Origin of the sequence: Vibrio sp. TRT 29B02 (genome assembly GCF_050113655.1) — a bacterium.
Taxonomy (GTDB): Bacteria; Pseudomonadota; Gammaproteobacteria; order Enterobacterales; family Vibrionaceae; genus Vibrio.
This window is the reverse complement of the sequence record NZ_JBNJOJ010000002.1, coordinates 13,218-32,197: the sequence shown is the minus strand read 5'-3', so window position 1 is coordinate 32,197 and position 18,980 is coordinate 13,218. Positions and strand designations below refer to the sequence as shown.

12 protein-coding genes are annotated in these 18,980 nt (G+C 46.7%); 6 read left to right on the top strand and 6 right to left on the bottom strand.

The genetic code is table 11. From position 1 onward, the window contains the following. Positions 1-36: 36 nt before the first annotated feature. From ACQEXT_RS01445 to ACQEXT_RS01435, 3 genes are all read right to left on the bottom strand, one after another. Positions 37-2,859 carry an Hsp70 family protein gene (locus tag ACQEXT_RS01445; RefSeq protein ID WP_426950318.1) on the bottom strand — a complete coding sequence of 941 codons (2,823 nt, stop codon included), beginning with the start codon at positions 2,857-2,859 and terminating at the stop codon, positions 37-39. A gap of 61 nt (positions 2,860-2,920) precedes the next feature. Then, positions 2,921-4,849 carry an Hsp70 family protein gene (locus ACQEXT_RS01440; RefSeq protein WP_426950317.1) on the bottom strand — a complete coding sequence of 643 codons (1,929 nt, stop codon included), beginning with the start codon at positions 4,847-4,849 and terminating at the stop codon, positions 2,921-2,923. After that, positions 4,849-5,481 carry a DUF2760 domain-containing protein gene (locus tag ACQEXT_RS01435; protein WP_426950316.1) on the bottom strand — a complete coding sequence of 211 codons (633 nt, stop codon included), beginning with the start codon at positions 5,479-5,481 and terminating at the stop codon, positions 4,849-4,851. Before ACQEXT_RS01435 ends, ACQEXT_RS01440 begins: the two co-directional genes overlap by 1 nt. 325 nt (positions 5,482-5,806) lie before the next feature. Between ACQEXT_RS01435 and ACQEXT_RS01430 the strand changes: the two genes are divergently transcribed. Together ACQEXT_RS01430 and ACQEXT_RS01425 are read left to right on the top strand one after the other, a co-directional pair. After that, positions 5,807-7,336: a sensor domain-containing diguanylate cyclase gene (locus ACQEXT_RS01430; RefSeq protein ID WP_426950315.1), complete on the top strand. Its 1,530-nt coding sequence runs from the start codon at positions 5,807-5,809 to the stop codon at positions 7,334-7,336. Between the two features lie 88 nt (positions 7,337-7,424). Then, positions 7,425-7,955: a 3'-5' exonuclease gene (locus ACQEXT_RS01425; RefSeq protein WP_331426978.1), complete on the top strand. Its 531-nt coding sequence runs from the start codon at positions 7,425-7,427 to the stop codon at positions 7,953-7,955. Between the two features lie 30 nt (positions 7,956-7,985). Here ACQEXT_RS01425 and ACQEXT_RS01420 read toward each other — a convergent pair whose 3' ends face one another. From ACQEXT_RS01420 to ACQEXT_RS01410, 3 genes are all read right to left on the bottom strand, one after another. After that, complete coding sequence (locus ACQEXT_RS01420) at positions 7,986-8,435, bottom strand: TerB family tellurite resistance protein (protein WP_426950313.1); 450 nt, start codon at positions 8,433-8,435, stop codon at positions 7,986-7,988. A 77-nt stretch (positions 8,436-8,512) separates the two neighbouring features. Further along, positions 8,513-10,414 (bottom strand): alkaline phosphatase D family protein, encoded by a 1,902-nt coding sequence (locus tag ACQEXT_RS01415; protein WP_426950312.1) that lies wholly within the window; start codon positions 10,412-10,414, stop codon positions 8,513-8,515. Positions 10,415-10,417: 3 nt separating this feature from the next. Continuing rightward, positions 10,418-10,783 (bottom strand): hypothetical protein, encoded by a 366-nt coding sequence (locus tag ACQEXT_RS01410; RefSeq protein WP_138973266.1) that lies wholly within the window; start codon positions 10,781-10,783, stop codon positions 10,418-10,420. A gap of 154 nt (positions 10,784-10,937) precedes the next feature. Here ACQEXT_RS01410 and ACQEXT_RS01405 point away from each other — a divergent pair, with 154 nt between their 5' ends. The 4 genes from ACQEXT_RS01405 (at position 10,938) to ACQEXT_RS01390 (ending at position 18,961) form a co-directional block, all read left to right on the top strand. Then, positions 10,938-12,227, top strand: coding sequence for a MipA/OmpV family protein (locus ACQEXT_RS01405; RefSeq protein WP_240800954.1), 1,290 nt, complete (start codon positions 10,938-10,940; stop codon positions 12,225-12,227). A 273-nt stretch (positions 12,228-12,500) separates the two neighbouring features. Then, complete coding sequence (hrpA, locus tag ACQEXT_RS01400; RefSeq protein ID WP_426950310.1) at positions 12,501-16,391, top strand: ATP-dependent RNA helicase HrpA; 3,891 nt, start codon at positions 12,501-12,503, stop codon at positions 16,389-16,391. A 103-nt stretch (positions 16,392-16,494) separates the two neighbouring features. Beyond that, complete coding sequence (locus ACQEXT_RS01395) at positions 16,495-16,992, top strand: porin family protein (RefSeq protein WP_331417040.1); 498 nt, start codon at positions 16,495-16,497, stop codon at positions 16,990-16,992. 154 nt (positions 16,993-17,146) lie between these two features. Beyond that, positions 17,147-18,961 (top strand): ABC transporter ATP-binding protein/permease, encoded by a 1,815-nt coding sequence (locus ACQEXT_RS01390; protein WP_426950308.1) that lies wholly within the window; start codon positions 17,147-17,149, stop codon positions 18,959-18,961. Positions 18,962-18,980 lie beyond the last annotated feature (19 nt).

Genomic DNA, 18,980 nt, shown 5'->3' with positions numbered 1-18,980 from the left:
TGCAGACAGCCAAGCATAAGGCTGTCTGCAATCTGGTTAGTGGTGAACCAGTGTCAGACCACTTGGAAGTGCGTCACCGAATACTCGTTTGGATTCACTGTCGGACAACGCCTTGACCTGTTCAACCAGAAGGAGCCATGAGTCGGGAACCTTACTCTGTTTTAGCTTCGCTATGACTTGAGCTCGGACATCGTCGCTAATATCGAATAGGCGATCGCCCGTCTTGCGGCAAATCATCACCGCAGCAAAAGCGATCATTGGTTCTTTCTGCCAGTTTTGTTCAAGTAATTTAGGTAACCACTGTTCCACTTGCTCGCGAGAAATGACGGCGTGTTGGCTGCCATAAAGGGGAGTACGTGATGCGAGTCGACCTAGCGCCCACCAGTGAGCCTGTTCAAACTGGTTAAAGTTGATGGCCTTGCTTAAAAACCATGACGCAAGTAAAACCTTATCTTCGACCTCAAGATGCTCAAGAGAGGCTGCCAAGCGAACCATGGACTCATAGCCCATATCTTGCGCTGCTTTCGCTGATTGAGGGTTCTTCATCGCGCCTGGGTGAAGGTATTTTGCAATGTCTGCTAAGATCGTTTCCTGCTGATCTTGGTTTAATCCACCAGCGATGCGACGCCAGAATACCCACCAGTCAGTCCATCCCTGATGGTTTTTGAATTGAATACCTTGCTGGTAGAGTCCCCACACTTGCTCGATCCGCCAAGAGTCAGTGGCATCGCCAAAGCCAGGTCGCATCGCAAAACCCGCGAGACGAAGCCAGTTTTTCTCGTGTTGCTCTGAGCGACGTCGACGTTTGCGGCCGAGTGCAAAGGAATCAAACAACTGACGCAGCGTGGTGAAGTCCCAATCGTCGCGCTTACCCAGTTTTTTCTCTAAATCTTTCGCGAGTGTCTTAATTTCATTCGATTCAGCGCTTTTTTTATTGCCACTGTAGATGCGAGCAATCAGCTCTTTGCATTCATTCAATCGAGGATGCAGTGCTTGCTGTTGGTCTTGTTCGGCTTTTTGATTACGGACTTCGAATTCCACAGCCCAGCGCTTGGTGTCATCCTCAGTATGGACACACTCCATTTTAAGTGTGCCTACTTCCGTCAACTGGCAAGCCAATTGCACTTCAACGCGCTCTTTTTGGTTAGCCTGCAGCTCAACCCCTTCGCCTCGCAAAGTAGAGATGTAAGGGGGAAGAGGCGCAAATAGGTCAGGATCGACATCAACCATAACACCGTTCTGGATGGTCGTCTTGTTAGCAAGTGTATCGTGAGTCGTGGTGAGAAGATTGAAACGAACGGGCTCACCCAAAGTGAGAGAGAAGCGACGTCCGCTTAGGCGGATTTCATGCCCTTCTTCCGTTCCTTTGGCTAATAGACATAATGCTTTGCCCATTTTGTTCTTTTCTTGCAGATGCAAAAAGTAAGAACGGGCTGCACCACCACCAATCTTTAACTGAGCGCCACGGCGTGCTTTGCCAAAGGCGACAGCACCCAGTGCGACAGACCAGTCAGGATGAGGGTTGTCGAGTACAGTAACCGCCGAACCTCGCCAGTTGTTGAGAAGCCTAGTCACACGTTCAGTCACGAGTTCACTGTTGAACACGCCCCCGTTGAGTAGAAGCCCTACAGGGATAGCCGGTTGGGATTCATCTTGCTGGTTCAGTGCGGCATAGGAAACTTGCTGGTGTTGATTTAGGAATTCAGCGATGTGCTTACTAACAGCAGGATCGGCGACATAAGGCAGGCCAAACTCGACAACGGCGCTTCGTCTCTTATCGGGTGTGTGGTTAAAGTCGGAGAGAGGGAAGAAACCATCGAGTGCGATTTGGTGAACTTCCTCTTTGCTGAGTGCAATACTTTTGGTGCCACCAAGCAGCTTGGAACCGCTACCCAACATAGTAATTTTAACTTCTTCAGGTGCGTCAGAAGAAAGCAGGTTTTCTTTTGCTTTGCGTGTTTGCTGAATAAGCTTGGTTAAGCTAGCTGCATTGAGTTTTTTACTTTGGCTGAATCGCTGTTCTGCTAAGTGAGCTAGGGCGAGATCGAGGTTATCCCCCCCCAGCATTAGATGTTCACCAACGCCTATACGATCGAGATTGAGTGCTTCGTCATGGTTGGCATCGGGGTTGAAGCGAGCTTCGATTAAACTCAAATCGGTAGTACCACCGCCCACATCACACACCAATATTAAGGGCAGTTGTTTCAATTCATCGGCAGCACTGTGCTGGTGGCGTGCATACCAATCGTAGCAAACGGCTTGAGGCTCTTCGAGTAAGACGATCTTGTCCAGTCCGGCCAGTTGAGCGGCTTCTAGGGTCAACTTACGCGCGGTTTCGTCAAATGATGCAGGAACGGTTACGACGACATCTTGGTCTTCCAGCTTATTACTAGGATGACGGTAGTTCCATGCTTGTCGAATATGGTTGAGATAGCTGGCACTGGCGATGACCGGCGATACTTTGTCGACATCTGTTGCTCCTGCCCAAGGAAGAATATCAGAGCGGCGATCGACCGCTTGGTGTGATAACCAGCTTTTAGCACTTGATACCTGACGGCCTTCCACTTTGGCGCCCAGTTCACGAGCCCATTCGCCGATAATGACATGGGGAATATCGCCAGCAACGGGCTGCTCGTCCCAAGGTAATGTCAAATCAAGCGGAGATATCTGACCCTGTGCGGGATGATAGCGAAAAGAGGGAAGAAGCGGCTTTCTAACCACTTCGCCAGGTCCGATAAGCTGGTCAATGTCGAACAGGGACACGTTGGAATGTTGTAGGTCGTCAGTAATTTCACAGAATGCGACAACCGTATTGGTTGTACCTAAATCGATACCGACTAAAAAACGAGGCGATGCCATAGAACAAAACCCTTGTTTACGAGATAAGGAAAAGCGGCACCAAAAGGTGCCGCTTAAATTTTTATAGTGATTGTGTATTCGAGCTTGCGTCTTCGCGCACGTCAAACTCTACATGCCATTTTTGGCCATTGTCGGCAGCGATAGCTTCTAGGTATAGCGTGCCGAGCTCAGTAACGCGTGAGGCAAGGGTAACCGGCACGACTTCGCCTTCACGGCGACCTTCGGTGACGGGTAGTGTTACCTGAATTTCTGGTAGCTCGTCTAGCTCTTCTGGTGCCCAGTGGTCAAGATGTGTCCCAGCCTCATCGTCACGGCGAACCGTAGAACCAAAGAACTGGAAGTTGACAGGCTGACCAATGATCAGACCAAATTCCTGACTTGGTACATTAACTTGAGAACCTTCTTCCATGCCAAATGGTGCAACACATAATGCTTCCATTGGTGGAGCCATACCAGGAATGGCTGGCATCGCACTTTCGATCCCCACATAGTAGCTTGAAGCAATACCACCGCGGATACGTACGCCCTGGCCACGACGAACAGCACCATAGTACGAGGCACCACTTGCGACTGCAAGATCTAGGTCAACGCCAGTGAGTCGTTTTGCCATTTCACAGTCAGCATCAATCAACCACTCATTGATGGTCTCTTCAAGACGGTGAGCGAGCAAGTTAGATTTAAGTACACCACCATTAAACAAGATAGCAGTAGGCTTAATAAAATCACTCGATGGTTGAGCACTGCCACCCATACCAGGCATATTGGCAAAAGGATTGAAGTCTTGAGCCGGATTCTCGCCGTTTTGAGCATTGGCCTGTTTCGTTAAAAAGGCGGCGATGTGGCGTGTGATGCCTGCATCCTGAGCGTAAGGCAGCCCCATTTGAGTTAGAGCACCACGGTTACGCTGCACAGGTTGTTCAGTGACCGCCACTTTAGGGAAAAATCCATCAACAAGGGTCTGTTGAACTTCCTGCTGTGTTAGCTCAGTTTTTAAAGTTGCGCCTAGCAGCTTAGAGCCGCGACTAGGTACCACAATAGGAACCGACTGTAGCTCGCTATCGTTGAGAAGGGCCTCTTTCGCGTCGCGACAAGCGTGTGTCATGGCTTGAACTTGCCACGGCTGAAGTTCTTTCCCTTCTTGAGCTAGTTTCATTTTCAAGCGATAGGCGAGGGCGAGATCCATGTTGTCACCGCCAAGGAGTATATGTTCACCAACCGCGATACGATTCAGGGTGAGATTGCCTTCATCCTCAGTCACTTCAACCAAAGAAAGGTCGGTTGTACCACCACCGATATCGACAACCAATACGATATCGCCAACCGAAACCTCATCGCGCCACTTGTCATTGCTGTTATCAATCCAGTTGTACAACGCTGCCTGAGGCTCTTCAAGTAAAGTAAGGTGGACAAAACCCACGTTGCGAGCGGCTTCTGCGGTCAAATCACGTGCCGCAGGGTCAAACGATGCCGGTACGGTGATGGTCACATCCTGATCGGCTAGTAAATGATTCGGATTTCCGTAATCCCACGCTTGTTTTAGATGCTCTAAATAGAGCTCAGTCGCTCGCAGAGGTGATACTTTTTCAACCTCTTCTGGGCTGCCTGCGGGTAGGAAAGCGTCACGGCGGTTTACACCACCGTGACACAGCCAAGATTTTGCACTAGCAATCAAACGAATCGGTGTTTTTGAGCCTAGGTTTCGCGCAATTGCACCAACGAGCGCGGTTGGCTGTGATGTCCATGGAAGGACTCGAGACACAGGGTTCATCTCGTGCTCATGAGGCTGGTATAGGAACGAGCCCAACTGATTCCGATTCTCCACGGTGCCAGGTGCGGTTAGTTGTGGAATCGCCATGACTTCAACACGCGCGTTTTCATCGGTTGTATCGACGTAAGAAAGCACACAGTGTGTGGTGCCTAAGTCGATACCCACACTAAATTTAGCCAGCGGCTCTTGAGTCGGTTGTTGAGCAATGTTTTGCGTTTCCATTACAGCTCTACCTCTGCAGGAGCAATAACGGTTGCGTCATAGTTCTCAGCCAGCTTTGGCAGATTCATCGAACTTGCTTTCCAGCCTTTGTGAACGAGTGTGCCATGGAATGGTGCACTGCCCGTTACGTTACCTGTTAGGCGAACTTGTTGTGGGTTGAAACCTTGTTCAATAGTGATTCGCGTCTCTTCGTCTTCATTGCGAATATGTTCTAGTGTGACGTAGTCACTAAGCACTTTCTGACCACCGGTGTGGATAACACGAGCGGCTGCACCGACTTCTTCATCTGAGAATGAAGTCAGGTCTTCTTTGAGGAAATCAATCAATCGTGCTTCTTGCTGCATTAGCGCAAGGAGTTGCATCGCCGAGTCGGTTGAAGCGGTTGCAAGTTTTGATTCTACTTCGACGACTTTCTCGACGATTTTTTCGACTTCAACGACTTTTTCAACTTCAACGACCTTTTCGACAGGTTTTTCGACTTCGACGATTTTTTCAACTGGCTTCTCAACCACTTTCTCGATCACTTTAGATTTGCGAGACACCGCAATAAGAAGAAGTAAAACGCTTGATGCAGCGAGGCCTGCGTGAAGCATATCGAACGTTTGAGGGATCATTTGTAAATCGAACGTCATGACATTTCTCTTAACTATTTAATGAAAGGAGAGATTGGCTCAATCTCTGCTTTGGTTCTCAGCTTGGAACGAGAACCACGTTATTCTGATAAATTGGGGCAGATAGTAACATAATCAAGTCGCCATTCGGCTAGTAAAACAAGTCTTATCAGGAATTTTCGTCACCGTTTGGTCTGTTTTTGACCGAATTTTGCCGCAAAAAGAGGCATGCGCCACGAAACGTAAATTGTTTCATATCAAATTGTTGTTTGCGCTTTAAGTCATCAATTGGATAGGGCTACAATGTGACCGATATTTCGACAAAGCTGTAAACATAAAATGCGTTATGCAACGACTTAATAAAAAGCACTTCCTTTATCCCTTCTTAACATTTCTATTTTCTCTGTTCGTTGCATTTTATGCGGTTTACTTTGCGTATCAGTCACAGCTGAAATATACCATCTCGTTAGTCGATAAACTGGCTGACCAGCAAGCAGAAAATCTCCAACAAATCGTTCAGAGTGATCTCCATTTTATCGGTGCTGGGGCGAACTTTTTTCATTCTACGCAACCACAGGATTGGGACAGATTTCCGGTTTTTGCTGATCAAGTGGTTTCGTCTTCACCAACGCTGATCGCTTTGCAATGGATGCAACGTGTCGAGAAGCAGGATATTCCCAGTCATATTGAACAGGTTCGGAAAACATTTCCTGATTTCAATATTTACACAGTACCCAAAGATGGTGAGAAAACGACCGGCTATATCATGACTGATAACCAACCTGTCTACACCGCTTCTGATGTTTACCCTCGCAGCCCAGAAAACATCAGCGTATTGGGTTACTACTCGTCGCGTGAGCGCTTTCAACGAGTACTGAATAACATAACGATGAAAGGCGAGCCAAGCGTATCGGATAAAGTTCGTTTGCTACAAGATGGTCTCGACAGGAGTATTACGAAATCGGGTCTTCTTGTTTATCACCCAGTGTTCGATTTAGAACACGAAGATCAACTGATTGGTGTGGTAATTGGTGTCATACGTTCAACCAAATACTTTGAATCGATTGTGGTAAGAACCGCAACGGAACAGGACTTATTAGTACAAGTTACGGACATGGGGTTTGATGCCGAAGATGATCCTATCCTCTACCGCAGCCCAAACTGGAACTACACCCAAGGTATCGAGATTACTAAACGAGTGGTGTTGCCCAATCGTGAATGGCTCGTCGATTTTAAACTCGACAGGCAGGTTACCCGCAATGACTCTTTGGTGCTCGCAGCTATCTTTCTTTCAGGCCTAACGATCGCTTGTCTGTTGAGTTTTATTGTCTATTTGCTAGTGAGAGACAAAGAGCACTTAGCGGTACTTCTCGATGAGCGTACTCAGGAGCTACAGTTCCTTGTTGTGCATGACTCTTTAACGGGTATTTATAACCGTAGAGCGTTTAACCAGTATTTACGCGAGCTGGTCAAAACCAATCAGAGCTTTGCCCTGATCACCTTTGACATTGATAGATTTAAGTTAATCAATGATCACTTTGGTCATGTTGCAGGTGACGAAATGCTTGTGTGTGTCGCGAAACTTATTCAACAACATTTGGTTAAAGAAGATATCTTTGTACGTATGGGCGGCGATGAGTTTTGTATTCTTTCTAAAGTCACGAACAAAGATCAGTTAAGAGATTATCTGAATGTAATTCGTTGTGCAGTCGCTGAGCTTGTGCATACCCATGGTGGACAAAAGATTCGTTGTACATTGAGTATTGGCGCTGCCATTAGACGTCACGAAGATGAGGAGAGCATAATGCAAGCCTCTGACGCACAATTGTACAAGAGTAAACAGACTGGCCGTAATTGTGTATCAATCGCGGAATAACTGAACACTCAACGGCCAAGCAGTCGAGTTTTTCAAATTTCTGATGTAGAATTTTGCGCTTTCACAATATTGTCAACAAAGGCGAACCATGAACCATAACCGTGTAGTTTGTTTCGATTTGGAAATGTGCTGTTGGAATGAAAACGGTGTCGGTACCACTGGCGAAATTATTGAAGTCGGGCTTGCGGAAATTGATCTCGCTAGCGGTGAAATTGTTAAGAGAGCTCAGTACTACGTTAAACCTGAGCGCGATGAAGTGTCACTGTTCTGTTCTCAATTGACCGGAATTACACCGCGAAAAATAGAAAAACAAGGGCGTCCGCTTAGCGAAGTGATTAAGTCGATGGTGAAAAACTTTGGTGGCACAAATAAGATATACGCCGCTTGGGGGCGAGATGATCGCGTGTTGCGTGCGGAGTGCAAAGCAAAAGGGATTGATATGCCCTTCAATGAATTCATCAACCTTGCCACTTTATATCGAATTCAAAACCGCTTGAAAGACAAAAGAATAGGTCATAAAGCCGCTCAAGAAAGTAAAGGTATTGAGTGGGAAGGTCGCCAGCACTCTGGTTACGTAGACGCGTACAACTTAGCTAAGCTGGCACTGACAATGCTGTGATAAAAACGAAGGGAGCTCACGCTCCCTTTTCTATTTTTGGTCAGTGACCGACAACTTGGCGCGAATAAACTCACTGTGGTCAACGTAGAGTAACTCGGCAGTTTTTCGAATCACAGAGTCTTCTAATGGGTCGATTTGTCCATCGGCGTTCGCCACTTGCCACATCGCTTGTATCAAATCAAAACGTTTTTCTTGGCTCAGTTCTCTAAGTTGAGAGGTGAATTCATAGAGTGATGACGCCTCTTTGCTGTTTTGTTCCGCTCTCGCGAGCAGACTTATTGCCTGATTTTCATCAATCGCGAGAAGTTTTTCGAGCAGATGTCTCTTGGCTATTTTTTCTTGTTCACTGACCTGATGATCGGCACCGGCAACCTCGCACAGAAGGGAAGCGATAGCCAGAGTTGGCTCGCCTGTGTTAGCGTGTCCCAGATCTTGCCCATCAAGGAGTTGCTTAAAGAGTTGGGTAATGGAATTCAACATAGTTGTTGCCTCAAATTCGTCTCTACAGCTATAGATAGTGATGAATAGCTGCAATAACAAGTCACTTTACATAAACCTTACTTTTCCTTTATCGGAGGAAAGTCCCATTCAACGCCCTCTGCGGTCAAAATCGAAACTCGCGATGGTTTGCCATGTTGATCCAGTTTCAACTCACCGATTGCGCTGGTATTAACTAATCTACGTGTTCCTGGTGTCTCTGGATCGCGCTTGTTGATTTTTAGCCGCTTACGTTTGGTGAGAAAGTTTAGCGGAGAGCGGGGGGAATATAGTAAACGGTCGGCATGATCGCAGATTGCCAGCAGAGGTTCTGGAAAATGATTTTTAAAACCGCTGCAGGTGATTTGGTATATGTTCGGACTGTTACGTCGGAACCTCAGTTTGATGTCGTAAGCAAATGAGTAGTGAACATCGCCCGACAGAATCACAAAATTGGTCGGTGTTTTGGTATGGGTAAAGATACTTAGGAGTGTGTTCGCGCTTCCTGGGTGCGCCATCCAGTTTTCAGCATCAATCACCAAAGGTTGTCCAATCACGGTGGCCGCTTTCTGCAAAGCTTCGATCACCTTAACGCCAAACATTGGCGCCGCCGACACCACTACGACCTTATCTTGATGCATTAGCTCATGTTGAAACTCGATCAAGGCTTCCCAATCCATCAAACCGGAAGGTTTGTTCATGCGAGATTCAGACCGCCAGCGTCGTGTTCTGGTATCCAACACGACAACTTTTGGGGAGCTGTGAATGGTGTAGTGCCAGCGTTCAAAAGTATATAGGTAGCGGATAAAATCGTCTTGTGCGTGGCAACTAGGTTGTTGGATAAAGCGATTCGCTACATCGAGAAACTCTTGGTTGAAGTTGTCAGGCTCGTTTCCCCAGCCTTGACAGAGCCAGTACGCAATTAACCCATTGCCAATGATTCGGTTTGAAAGAGGGTGGCTATACGCCGCCTTTTCCCATCCGATAGTGAGGTTCCAGTCATCGGTGACATCGTGGTCGTCGAAAATCATGTAGGTAGGGATGTGGGCGAACAATCTTTGTACCATAGGTAAGCCAGTGACAAACTGGCTTATGATTGCTTTTTCCTCGCGCCACTTGTGTTGAAATTTTGGTGATATCGCTTGGCCACCATGTGTAAAGCCCGCGTCGAGCAAGCGATCCATATTGACGCAATGCCAAAGAGCGGGTGACCAAACCAGCAGATACATCGCGAAGAACTCTGAGAAGGTAACCAGATGATTCTCTGCTTCGCGAGAACTGAATATTGGCGCGTTTCGATGTGGCAACAGTTTGGTTAACCAATGACCGTCGTCAACATAGTGCGGGAGGAGTTTATCTCTCGAATAATAGCAGTGTGGGTGTGCAAACAGCTGCTCGCTCGAGGAGAAAGGTGCGCCTTCGAAGCGCTCGTCTGGTAATCCAAGAAGTTGAATGGTTTGAATAATGGCATCCAGCGTCGGGCCAGCGACATGGTCTGCATAGATTTGATCACCACTCATCATTAGCAAGTCAGGACGCTGCTGCAACTCTTGCGTCGCGACTTTTCTATCCGCCGCAACCAGTGCATCTTTGCTTGGATGGTGAGGATTACGACAAGAGCCATGAAGTATATAGTCAGCTTTGGTTGAGATACGAAATGTTAGTGAGATTTCATCCTCGTACAGCAGGTAGGGGCAAAGTTCCGTTATTGCGCCATGCTGCGTCACAAACTGGTAGCTGAGGGCGACATCGGTCGGAAATTGACCTCGGAAGTGTGCCAAGGTGAGATAGCAGTGAGCGCCAAGCGGTAACTGGTTACACTGTTCGAGGTCTTGGCTGAAAATTTGACCTTGGTTCGGTTCTAGATTGAGTTCAAATTTGCCTTGCAGTGGTTCACTGGTAACCAGCCAAAATACCAAGTCGTTGGCGGTTGTTTTTCTTAATATAGGGCCTGCGATAACAAAGGGTAACTTACTATTCATTGACTACTCAGTGGGTGGCTCAGGGACTTCAGGGTCTTCCAGTATTTCGATGATGTCTGAGCTGGAAAGTTCATGACCCATGAGAAAAAGAGCCAGCATGGCATCTGCTTTCGTTTTCGTGTCCGAACTTTCTTCAAGAATCTGTTCAAAGCGATGGCGGATCATGGCGACTTCATGTTCGACAAAACCGCGACCTTCCTCTTCTCCCTGAGTCTCTTCTGGTGCTGAGTCGAAATGCAAAAACATCATTTCGCCATCTTGTGACGTATCAATCAGGCGCTCTGGTAGCCAGGCTTCACCTGTTACGATGTCTGGATCACTCCCTTCTGGCAGTGAATTTAATAAACTTTTTAGTTCAGATGCTTTCACAATATTTTGATTTAGTGGATCATATATACATATTTTAACGACGAATGACCAAGAAACATAAGTATTAACTGCGATGTTTAGCTAGATTTTGGCTCTCTTCGTCACTTTTGGACCAATAATGACATTTAATAAACGTCTCATTGCCTTAGCCGCCATGGCTAGCAGCATGACATCAATGCAACTGCTCGCAAGCCAAGACGCTTCAATCGGAGAACAAGATTGGGGTATAGCAGCAGTGTATCGAATGGCGTCGATTCCTTTTAATACTCAGAGTGAGGATCAGACCGTCAGCACGTTTGTTCCCCTGATGTACTTTAATAATGACCACTTTTTCGTCAATGGACTTGAAGGTGGCGCTTATCTTTACACATCGGACGACGAGCGTTACCAGTTGAATGGTTTAATGCGCTTACGTTTTGTCGATATTCCTGCGTCGGCACAAAATGCCCTCCAAGGCGATACCTTCGATTTTGGTGCTCAACTTAGATACCAAATTGACCAGCAGTGGCATCTTGATAGCGAACTGATGTCTGATTCAGATTCTCGTATTCATGCCAACCTCACGGCCTCAGGATATTATGAATTTGGCGATTGGGAGTTGGAACCTCATCTGACTGTACGCTATAAAGGTGCTGATTTTAATAGTGAGTATTACGCCTTTTCGAGGCAGGCCAATGAACAAATTGGCGCAGGGGTGGATGTTAAGCTAGGGGTAAGTGCACGCTACCATGTTTACTCCAACTTGTACTTGCTTGGTGCGACCAGTGTCACTCGTCTCGATAATAATGCTTATAACGCTTCTGCAATTAACGACCGATATCAAGGTGAAGTTTATCTTGGCTTTGGATTCTTTAATGACAAGAGTAAAGCGCCAAAATCCGAGCTAACCAACAAGCGTTATTTCAGGGTTGCACACGGTTGGGCTACGCCATCCAATATCGGTGAGATTATGAAATTTAACACCGAGAAAGATCCCTATAATAACCAACTGACTTCGTTGTTTTATGGACACCCATTAACTGATGAGATCTTTGGCGTTCCGCTTGATATCTATTTCACGCCGGGTATTGTTCACCATTGGTCATCAGATGTTCAGTCGTCAGCCACTGAATATGTTGCGGCGATTAAGGCGTATTACACCGTTGATTGGCCAACCAAATGGCGTTTTGGTTTCGCAGAGGGTGTCTCTTATATCGACAGTTTTACTTACATCGAACATGAAGAGATGAAATCGAAAGGCTACACACCTAGTAACTATTTGAACTATCTTGATTTTTCGTTTGATGTCAATGTCGGGGATCTGTTCAATAGCCGCGATTTCGATAAAGTCTGGGTCGGATACTCTTTGCATCATCGCAGCGCGATTTTTGAAAAAGCCTCTCAATACGGACGCATTAAGGGTGGCAGTAACTACAATTCCATCTACGTCCAGATCGATTTTTGATCCGAGCCGATTAGTTGGGCCAAACTCTTAAAACCGAGCGGCAGTGATGCCGCTCGGTTTTCATCGCCATAAAAACTCTAACGAGCCCATGATAGTGCTTCCTGGGAACGGTTTACTCGTATAACACTAGCTTTGTTGAGACGCTAACATGTTTGCAGAACAGAGTGGTGTAAGCCTGACGGTAAGTTGTGTGATACAATTCGCACGCTTTTGAATGAGAAATAAAAAATAGGAAATGCTTTGACTTCGTCACAGCCTAAAAAAGAGACCAACATGACTGCATCAACGAATAGCGCAGCCACGTTACGTAAAGCCCTAAATGAGTGCATGCTGCGCGACCGCTTCCGTTTGAGTAAGCGTATTTCGGGTGCCAGTAAAATTAAGAATGACGCCTCACGCTCTGCCGTGTTTGATGAGATTGCGCTTGATATTGCCAAGTCTATGATGGAAGCAGAGCAGCGAGGGCATAGCTCACCAACAATCGAATACCCTGAAATCCTCCCCGTCAGCCAGAAAAAAGACGATATTGCGAAAGCGATAGCAGAGAATCAGGTCGTGATCGTTGCAGGTGAGACCGGTTCAGGAAAAACGACACAGCTGCCAAAAATTTGTGCCGAACTCGGGCGTGGAAAATATGGTCTGATTGGTCATACCCAGCCTCGACGTCTTGCGGCGCGCTCTGTCGCTAGTCGTATTGCACAAGAGATGGAAACACAGCTCGGTGAGTTTGTGGGTTATAAAGTTCGTTTTAACGACCAAATCTCTGACAATACACAGATCAAGTTAATGACGGACGGTATTCTACTGGCTGAAATTCAGCATGACCGTTTTCTGAACCAGTATGACACCATCATTATCGATGAAGCGCATGAACGTAGCCTAAACATTGATTTTATTCTCGGCTACCTCAAAGAGCTGTTACCGCGTCGTCCGGATTTAAAGATTATTATCACGTCTGCAACGATCGATCCTGAGCGATTCTCTAAGCATTTTAGTAACGCACCGATCATCGAAGTGTCGGGGCGTACTTACCCTGTTGAAACACGCTACCGTCCACTTTTTGGTGATGACGATGTTGACCGTGACCAACTGCAGGGCATTTTCGATGCGGTTGACGAGCTTTGTGAAGAGGGTCTGGGTGATATCCTGATCTTTATGAACGGTGAGCGTGAAATCCGTGATACCGCTGATGCGTTAGCAAAACGCAATCTAAAGAGCACAGAAATTGTGCCTCTGTATGCGAGATTGTCAGCTGGCGAACAGAACAAGATCTTTCAGCCACATGCCGGCCGTCGAATTGTGCTGGCAACTAACGTAGCCGAAACATCATTGACGGTACCAGGTATTAAATACGTGATTGACCCTGGTACTGCGCGTATCAGTCGTTACAGTTACCGAACTAAAGTACAGCGTCTTCCCATTGAGCCAGTTTCTCAAGCAAGTGCAAATCAGCGTAAAGGTCGATGTGGTCGTGTTGAGGAAGGGATCTGTATCCGTTTGTATTCAGAAGAGGATTTTAATGCTCGTCCAGAGTTTACTGATCCAGAAATCCTGCGTACCAACCTAGCTTCAGTTATCTTGCAGATGACGGCATTGGGACTGGGTGATATTGAAGCTTTCCCATTTGTCGAAGCGCCAGATAAGCGAAATGTCCAAGATGGTGTTCGTTTGTTGGAAGAGTTGGGTGCGATCAATGAAAAAGCGAAAGACCCGAAAAAACGCCTGACGCCGATTGGACGCCAATTAGCAAGATTGCCTATCGATCCGCGCTTGGCACGCATGGTACTTGAAGCGCCTAAATATGGTGCACTGAAGGAGCTAATGATCATAGCGTCTGCGCTTTCGATCCAAGATCCTCGTGAGCGTCCAAGTGACAAGCAGCAATCTTCGGATGACAAGCACCGTCGCTTCTTCCATGAAGATTCAGATTTCATGACTTTGGTAAACCTTTGGGATTACATTCAGAAGCAACAAAAGGCATTGACGGGCAACCAGTTCCGCAAACAGTGCAAGCAAGATTATTTGAACTACTTGCGTGTTCGTGAATGGCAGGATGTCTACTTCCAAGTCCATCAATCAATGCGTGAAATGGACTTTAAACTCAATGACGAACCGGCGAGCTACCAAGGTGTGCACAGTGCGATTTTAGTTGGTTTGCTTTCTCATATTGGTATGAAAGACCAAGAGAAAAATGATTATCAAGGCGCACGTAACGCTCGTTTTCATATTTTTCCAGCCTCAGGTCTGTTCAAAAAACAGCCGAAGTGGATCATGTCGGCTGAGTTGGTGGAGACCTCCAAGCTATGGGGTCGTATTATCGCCAAGATTCAGCCAGAGTGGATTGAGCCTTTAGCGAAGCATCTGATTAAACGCAGTTACAGCGAACCACATTGGTCGAAAAAACGTGCTGCGGTTATGGCTCACGAAAAAGTGATGCTTTACGGCGTGCCTATTGTACCAAAGCGTTTGGTTAACTACGGCAACATTGACCCAGTCGTCAGCCGTGAACTCTTTATTCGCAGTGCTTTAGTGGAAGGAGAGTGGGAAACCAAACATGCTTTCTTTAAGCAAAACCGTAAGTTATTGCAGGAAGTTGAAGAGCTCGAACACAAATCTCGTCGCCGTGACATTCTGGTTGACGATGATGAACTGTTTGATTTCTACGATCAGCGCGTGGGCACCGAAGTTGTGTCTGGCAAACATTTTGATACTTGGTGGAAGAACGCATCGAAACAAAACTCAGAGCTACTGAATTTTGAAAAAGAGATGCTATTTAAAGGCGATGCCAGTCATGTCACCGATCTGGATTACCCTAACTTCTGGCACCAGAATGGGTTAAAACTCAAACTAAGTTATCAGTTTGAGCCTGGCGAAGATAACGACGGTGTAACGGTTCATCTGCCGCTGCCAATATTAAACCAAGTAGAACCCGCTGGTTTTGATTGGCAAATTCCTGGTTTACGTCATGAGTTGGTGGTCAGCCTTATCAAGTCGTTACCAAAGACTATCCGTAAGAATTTTGTGCCAGCCCCTAACTACGCTGATGCATTTTTAGCACGCTCGACGCCTTTTGAGTCGCCATTGCTGGATTCATTGGAGAAAGAGCTACGTCGAATGACGGGGGTAGAAGTACTTCGCGAAGATTGGAATCTAGAGCAAGTTCCCGACCACTTGAAGGTGACTTTCCGTGCCGTTGATCATCGCAACCGCAAGCTCAGAGAGCATCGTAACCTTCATGAACTCAAAGAGAGCTTAAAAGATAAGGTGCAGGAAACCCTATCAAAAGTTGCTGACGATGATATCGAGCAGCAGGGTTTGCACACTTGGAGCTTTGGCGAGCTACCGAAAGTTTATCAGCAGAAACGCGGTGGTTATGACGTTAAAGCGTATCCAGCGATCGTTGACAGCAAAGACAGCGTCGAAATCAAGCTATACGAAACCGAGTATGAGCAAATTTCAGCAATGAAAGCCGGTCAGCGCCGTTTGATATTGTTAAACGTACCGTCACCGATTAAATATCTGCACACCAACTTGCCAAACAAATCGAAGCTCGGTTTGTACTTCAACCCTTACGGTAAAGTTCTCGATCTCATCGATGACTGTATCGCTTGTGGTGTTGATAAATTGATAGAAGAGAAAGGTGGTTTGGTGTGGGAGCCAGAACAGTTCGAACAGCTTAAAGAGCACGTACGCGCTGAATTAGGTGACACTGTGGTAGAAATTGCTCAACAAGTTGAGACAATTTTAACAACGGCTTTTAATATCAATAAGAAGCTGAAAGGCAAGATTGACTTTACGATGGCTTTTGCCCTGTCTGACATTAAAGCGCAAATTGAAGGGTTAATCTTCAAAGGTTTTGCGACAGAGTGTGGTTGGAAACGTCTACCTGATATTCTTCGCTATATGAAGGCCATTGAGCGTCGGATGGAAAAACTGCCGATCGACCCTAACAAAGATCGTTTGCACATGCTCAAGATTGAGTCGGTCAGCAATGATTACAAAGAGCTGCTTAACAAGATACCTAAGGGTGTTGCCGTGCCTGATAACGTCAAAGAAGTGCGTTGGATGTTAGAGGAATTGAGGGTGAGTTTCTTTGCTCAGCAACTTGGTACACCATATCCGGTATCGGACAAACGAGTTAAAATGGCAATTGATGCCTGTTAGGTATGCAAATTGCATCAGTAAATATACAGTTCGGAATTTTGACAAATACGGCAGAAGCTTGCCAGCCTAAGCTTCTGCAACTTATAACTAGAGAAGGTTTATTATGAAAAAGACACTACTCGCGCTAGCTCTGATTGGCGCATCAGCTACAGCTTCTGCGGACTCTTGGATTTACGGCAGCGCAAGTGTGGGTCAAGCGGATCTGGGCAATGAATCATCAACCTCGTACAACGTTCACGTTGGTACAGGCATTCTTCCATTCATCGGCTTGGAAGCGGGTTACCAAAACTTTGGTGATTTCGACAATGTTACTTACGGTAACAGAACACTAAACCTAGAAGGTTCAGCTGTTTACTTCGCAGCAAAACCAAGCATCGATTTTGGTCCGCTTCACATTTACGCAAAAGCGGGTATTCACTCTTACGAACTGACTGGCCGTAATAGCGATTTCAAAGAAGACGAAATTGACATGATGTACGGTGTTGGCGCTGAGTACTTTGTAATGGGTCCAATTTCACTAGGCGCAAGCTACAACGTATTCTCAATGAAAGAAGAAGACGTTAAGAACTTCTCTCTTAACGCGACTTTCCACTTCCTATAATCAATAGGATAGAATGACTTAAAGCCTGACTCCGGTCAGGCTTTTTTTTGCCAACTCGATAGGGAAACGGTTTCTATCTTTACCAACTAGCGATAGTCTAGTGAGGCATTGTTAAGCGAACCCCGCTGCAATTTGATAATCACAAGGCCGTGTTATGCAATCGCAAATCCCAGTTCGTAACGATTCAGCATCGACAGCGACGTTTTCAAAACCTGACAACAAGAATCTCAGCATATTGCTAGAGTTAATGACCTTCATCAGACCATATAAGCTCAAAGTGGCGGCGGCGCTGATTGCTCTCGTTTTTACCGCCTCGTTGACACTGGCAGTCGGCCAAGGGGTAAGAGTATTAATCGACCAAGGATTTGCTCAGCAGTCGATTGAAGAGCTCAATAGCGCGATCGTTTTTATCTTACTTATCACACTGCTCATTTCCGTGGGGACATTTTTCCGTTTTTATCTTGTGTCATCAGTGGGTGAGCGCGTCAGCGCCGACATCCGCCTCGCGGTGTTTAATCATGTTATCACGCTACACCCGAGCTATTTCGAGACCAATGGCAGTGGTGACATCATGTCTCGTATCACCACCGATACTACCTTGCTGCAAAGTATCATCGGCTCCTCCTTCTCTATGGCAATGCGCAGTGCGTTAATGTGTGTGGGGGCAATCATCATGCTGTTTGCCACCAACATCAAACTGACTTTGATCGTGCTTGCTAGCGTGCCTTTTATACTGGTGCCAATCCTATTTTATGGGCGCAAAGTTCGTGCATTATCTCGTCAGAGTCAGGACTCGATGGCCGACGTAGGCAGCTACGCTGGAGAAGCGATTGAACAAATAAAAACCGTACAAAGCTACAGCCGAGAATCCCAAGAGACAGCATTTTTTGCCAATCAAGTTGAACGTGCTTACTCCATTGGTCGTAAACGGGTAAAGCAGCGAGCGATACTCATTTCTGGCGTTATCGTCATCGTTTTCAGCGCGATATCGGGCATGTTGTGGGTTGGCGGTAGCGATGTGATTAACGGGGCAATGAGTGCTGGCGATCTCGCTGCATTTGTCTTCTATGCCATCATGGTGGCATCTTCACTTGCCACGATTTCAGAAGTGATGGGGGAGCTACAACGCACCGCAGGTGCAACGGAACGTTTGATAGAGATTCTTCAGGTAGAAAGCCACATTACCGCGCCTGCTGAAACTAAGCTGATCCCCGCCCAACTCAGCGCCGACGTGACCTTCGAGGCAGTTAACTTTCATTACCCTTCAAGACCGGATCAAGCGGCACTGAGCCAGCTCAATTTAGCCGTAGAAGAAGGGAAAGTACTCGCTTTGGTCGGACCTTCTGGCGCTGGCAAAACGACGCTGTTCGAACTTCTCCAGCGATTCTATGACCCTCTGAGTGGACGAGTGACGTTAGGGGGAATCGATGTGCGTGATTTCACGCCGAGCGATTTGCGCCAAAGAATGGCGTTGGTACCGCAGCAGCCAGCCCTTTTTAGTCATGATGTTTTTCACAATATCCGCTACGGCAATCCTCAAGCGACGGATGAGCAAGTCATCGCTGCCGCTAAACAGGCGCACGCTCATGAATTTATTGTCGATTTGCCACAGGGCTATAACAGCTTTTTGGGTGAGCGGGGCGTACGCCTTTCGGGCGGGCAACGACAACGAATTGCAATCGCGAGAGCGATTCTAAAAGATCCCAACATTTTGCTGTTAGATGAAGCGACCAGTGCACTAGATAGCGAGAGTGAACATCACGTTCAACGCGCATTGGAAGAACTAATGCAAGGGCGCACAACCATCATCATTGCTCACCGTCTCTCGACAATCAAACACGCAGATAAGATTGCGGTACTTGATCAAGGCAAATTGGTTGATGTTGGCAACCACGACTCACTGATGAAGAGTTGTGAGCTTTACCAGCGTCTGGTTGAGCTGCAATTCAAACACCTTCACCGACAATAGTTATGCTTGGTTTAAGCCT

What these genes read in the sequence shown, in the direction of transcription:
- ACQEXT_RS01425 (WP_331426978.1), top strand. Translation starts at nt 7,425, where the DNA reads ATGAACCATAACCGTGTAGTTTGTTTCGATTTGGAAATGTGCTGTTGG.
- ACQEXT_RS01405 (WP_240800954.1), top strand. Translation starts at nt 10,938, where the DNA reads ATGGCTAGCAGCATGACATCAATGCAACTGCTCGCAAGCCAAGACGCT.
- hrpA (WP_426950310.1), top strand. Translation starts at nt 12,501, where the DNA reads ATGACTGCATCAACGAATAGCGCAGCCACGTTACGTAAAGCCCTAAAT.
- ACQEXT_RS01415 (WP_426950312.1), bottom strand. Translation starts at nt 10,414, where the DNA reads ATGAATAGTAAGTTACCCTTTGTTATCGCAGGCCCTATATTAAGAAAA.
- ACQEXT_RS01445 (WP_426950318.1), bottom strand. Translation starts at nt 2,859, where the DNA reads ATGGCATCGCCTCGTTTTTTAGTCGGTATCGATTTAGGTACAACCAAT.
- ACQEXT_RS01435 (WP_426950316.1), bottom strand. Translation starts at nt 5,481, where the DNA reads ATGACGTTCGATTTACAAATGATCCCTCAAACGTTCGATATGCTTCAC.
- ACQEXT_RS01390 (WP_426950308.1), top strand. Translation starts at nt 17,147, where the DNA reads ATGCAATCGCAAATCCCAGTTCGTAACGATTCAGCATCGACAGCGACG.
- ACQEXT_RS01430 (WP_426950315.1), top strand. Translation starts at nt 5,807, where the DNA reads ATGCAACGACTTAATAAAAAGCACTTCCTTTATCCCTTCTTAACATTT.
- ACQEXT_RS01395 (WP_331417040.1), top strand. Translation starts at nt 16,495, where the DNA reads ATGAAAAAGACACTACTCGCGCTAGCTCTGATTGGCGCATCAGCTACA.
- ACQEXT_RS01420 (WP_426950313.1), bottom strand. Translation starts at nt 8,435, where the DNA reads ATGTTGAATTCCATTACCCAACTCTTTAAGCAACTCCTTGATGGGCAA.
- ACQEXT_RS01440 (WP_426950317.1), bottom strand. Translation starts at nt 4,849, where the DNA reads ATGGAAACGCAAAACATTGCTCAACAACCGACTCAAGAGCCGCTGGCT.